Origin of the sequence: Pseudomonas sp. GM24 (assembly GCF_000282235.1) — a bacterium.
Classification (GTDB): Bacteria; Pseudomonadota; Gammaproteobacteria; order Pseudomonadales; family Pseudomonadaceae; genus Aquipseudomonas.
This window is the reverse complement of sequence record NZ_AKJR01000275.1, coordinates 1-3,440: the sequence shown is the minus strand read 5'-3', so window position 1 is coordinate 3,440 and position 3,440 is coordinate 1. Positions and strand designations below refer to the sequence as shown.

The following is a 3,440-nucleotide window of genomic DNA, read 5'->3' as shown; positions in this document are numbered from 1 at the left end:
GCGATCTTTTGATCTTGCTTTTTAAAAGATCAAAGTCAAAAGATCGCAGCCTTCGGCAGCTCCTACACAGGGGGATTGGGGTTACAGCAACAAACCGATTTGGGTTTTCTTCGGCAACTTGCTTACCACCAGTTGATGCGAACGCTGCAACAACTCCTTCAGTTCCTCGGCAGCCAACGGGTAGGGCGGATGCATGATGATCCACTGCGCTCGCGCCAGATACGGCGCTGGATGAATCCCCGGGCGGTCGCAATGACCGAGAAACAGATCCTTGTCGACCTTGAATGCCAACGAATCGCCACGCAGCCCCTGCAAGGCAAACATCTTGTTGCCGGCAATCGAAAACACCCGCACGCCACCCCATTTGTAATCTTCCCGAGCGCCCGGCAATGCCAGGCAGAACGCCGCGACGTCGGCTTCGCTCATTTTTCCCTTGCTCATAACAACCGCTCCCCACAGGCATTGAACGACTCGACCAGATGATCGATCCATGCGCGCACCGCCGGCATTACGCCGCGTCGATGCGGATACACCGCTTGCAGCCAGCCGCCGGGCAGTGACCACTCTGGCAGCATCTGCACCAGCGTGCCGTTTTCCAGCTCCGCTTCGCAATACATCATCGGCAACAGCGTAAACCCCTGACCGGCCAGAACGCAGGTCTTGCGTACGACAAAGTCATCGATGCCCAGGCGCGCTTCCATGTTCAGTTCAAAACTGTGGCCCTGCTGATCGAGCAAACGCACATGCACCATGCGATCGGCCTCCAGCGCCCCCAACACCGGCAGATTTTTCAGATCTTGCGGATGATTGATCGTCTGGCCTTGTAAAAACGCCGGGCTGGCGACCACGACCATTTGTGCCTGACGCAAACGCCGGGTCACCAGCAGCGGATCCTCATCACCGTGTTCACGCACGCGCAATGCGACATCAAAACCTTCGCCGACCAGATCGACCCGACGATTGAGCAGGACGACTTCCAGTTGCACCTGAGGAAATTTGCCGAGGAATTCGCTGATGACCCACGGCAACATTTCCCGGGCCAGACCGGTGGGGCAGGAAACGCGCAGGCGACCGCGCGGCTCACTGGACATGCTCGCCACCGCCTCATCGGCCATTTCCGCTTCCAGCAACATCGCCTGGCAGTGACGCAGATAACGTTCGCCAACGGCGGTGAGATTGAGTTGCCGGGTCGTGCGTTGCAGCAAACGCGCACCGAGGCGTTCTTCCAGTTCGGCAATACGCCGCGACAGCCGTGACTTGGGAATCCCGAGCAATCGCCCGGCCGCAGCAAAACCGCCAGCCTCGACGACTTTGGCGAAATAGTAGAGATCGTTGAGGTCTTGCATAGGGAAATCCAACTGTTCTATCAGTGGGACAAACTATCGCATTTCAGGCAGCTAATCATCCATTGGTTTCTTGCGTAGGATTGTCTCCATTCCGTCGCCACCGGCGATTCCTTCCAGGAGATTCCACATGAAACTGCTGCATATCGATTCGAGCATTCTGGGCGACAACTCGGCTTCCCGTCAGTTGAGCAGCGAAGTCGTCAAAGCCTGGCAGGCCGCCGAGCCAAGCGCAGTCGTGACTTACCGCGATCTGGCCGCCGACGCTATCAGCCACTTCTCGTCGACCACCCTGGTCGCCGCTGGCACTACTGCTGAGCTGCGTAACGCCGCACAACAGCACGAAGCCGAACTGAGCGCTTCGACCCTGGCCGAGTTCATCGCCGCCGACGCCGTTGTTATCGCGGCTCCGATGTACAACTTCACCGTACCGACCCAACTCAAGGCGTGGATCGATCGCGTAGCAGTCGCCGGTCAGACCTTCCGTTACACCGAAGCCGGCCCTGAAGGCCTGTGCGGCGGCAAGAAAGTCGTGATCGTCTCCACTGCCGGCGGCATCCACGCCGGCCAAGCCAGCGGCATCGCTCACGAAGAATATCTGAAGCTGGTACTGGGCTTCCTTGGCATCACCGATATCGAAATCGTCCGAGCCGAAGGCCTGGCGTATGGCGAAGAAGTGCGCAACAACGCCATGACCGCTGCTCAGGCGAAGATCAGCGAGCAACTGTTCGCCGCCGCGTAAGGCTTGCGTAAAGAACAGCTGATGTTCAGGTAACCCCCAAAAAACTCTGTATTCTGGTTCCGCAAGGGGCGAATACGGAGTTTTTTGTTTCTGACTGTTACATAATCTGGCCCGGGTTATGCAGTCACACAATCAGTGTCTGAATGCATTGTCGTACCGGAACACCTAATCACCGGGGGTTCAGGCCCGCAACGCAGCGGAACTTTCGATTGAGTAACAACAGGGTGGGGCATCCCATGATGCGTCTTTGTGCAGCGTTACTGATTTGCCTGCTCGGCGGCCTGAATTCAGTGCAGGCTGGGCCTGGGCGACACCCGGTGTGGAGCGTCGGCTACCACGAAATGACCTTCCTCGATCCGCTGGATCTGCAGCCGATGCGCGCGATTGCCTTTTATCCCTCCAGCGACCGCGAACACATGAGCCTGCTCGAGGGTTATTCGGTCGAGGCTGGCGAAGACACCAAAGTCGCCATCGGCCGCTTCCCGATGCTGATGCTCTCCCATGGCAACACCGGCACGCCGCTGGCGCTGCATGACCTCGCGACCTCACTGGCACGCAAAGGCTTTGTCGTGGTGGCGGTGATTCACCCCGGCGACAACTCCAAAGACCACAGCCGATTGGGCACCCTGAGCAATCTCTATGGTCGGCCAATCCAGATTTCCGAAGCGATTACCGCCACGCTTGGCGACCGCATGCTCGCGCCGTACGTCAATGCCGATCAGGTCGGGGTGATTGGCTATTCGGCGGGCGGCGAAACGGCGTTGATCCTGTCGGGGGCGCAACCGGATCTTGATCGCCTGCGTCGTTATTGCCAGGAGCGTCCAGATGATCGTGATGCCTGCAACACGCAGGGTGAATTGATCGTTGATCGAGATGACCTGCAACCGGTCGCGGATCCGCGCGTTCATGCCTTGCTGCTGATGGCGCCGCTGAGCTTGAAGTTCGGCCGTCACACCTTGGCCGATGTGCATGTGCCGGTGCTGCTCTACAGCGGTGATGGCGACAAACTGGTCGCCTTCGACAAGAACGCGGCGGCGCTGGCGCGCAAACTGCCGACGGCGCCGGATTTCAAATTACTCGCCGGGGCAGGGCACTTCGTCTTTATGGCGCCGTGCAATGAAGAGCAGATTCGCGCGATGCCGGCGTTGTGTACCGATGCTGATGGCGTGGATCGCGAGGATATCCATCGCAACCTGATCTCCGAGGCTGGACGGTTCTTCTCGCACACGCTGGGCAGACCAACCCGGGCCGGCATGCAAACCGCAGATCAATAACCCCGCAAATCCCCTGTAGGAGTGAGCCTGCTCGCGATAGCGGTTCATCAGAAAAGATTATGTCGACTGACACACCGCTAT

Annotated in this window: 4 protein-coding genes; 2 read left to right on the top strand and 2 right to left on the bottom strand. The window is 58.7% G+C overall.

The window, feature by feature from the left end:
- Positions 1–81: 81 nt before the first annotated feature.
- Positions 82–441 (bottom strand): MmcQ/YjbR family DNA-binding protein, encoded by a 360-nt coding sequence (locus PMI23_RS26425; RefSeq protein ID WP_007914790.1) that lies wholly within the window; start codon positions 439–441, stop codon positions 82–84.
- Entirely contained in the window at positions 438–1,346 is a 909-nt protein-coding gene (locus PMI23_RS26420; RefSeq protein WP_007914788.1) for a LysR substrate-binding domain-containing protein, read from the bottom strand. The genes PMI23_RS26425 and PMI23_RS26420 overlap by 4 nt, the downstream gene beginning before the upstream one ends.
- A 127-nt stretch (positions 1,347–1,473) precedes the next feature.
- On the opposite strand from PMI23_RS26420, the gene PMI23_RS26415 reads away from it, so the two are divergent.
- Together PMI23_RS26415 and PMI23_RS26410 are read left to right on the top strand one after the other, a co-directional pair.
- Positions 1,474–2,085, top strand: a complete 612-nt coding sequence (locus PMI23_RS26415; RefSeq protein WP_007914786.1) for an FMN-dependent NADH-azoreductase — start codon at positions 1,474–1,476, stop codon at positions 2,083–2,085.
- A 236-nt stretch (positions 2,086–2,321) separates the two neighbouring features.
- Positions 2,322–3,359: an alpha/beta hydrolase family protein gene (locus PMI23_RS26410; protein WP_007914784.1), complete on the top strand. Its 1,038-nt coding sequence runs from the start codon at positions 2,322–2,324 to the stop codon at positions 3,357–3,359.
- Positions 3,360–3,440 lie beyond the last annotated feature (81 nt).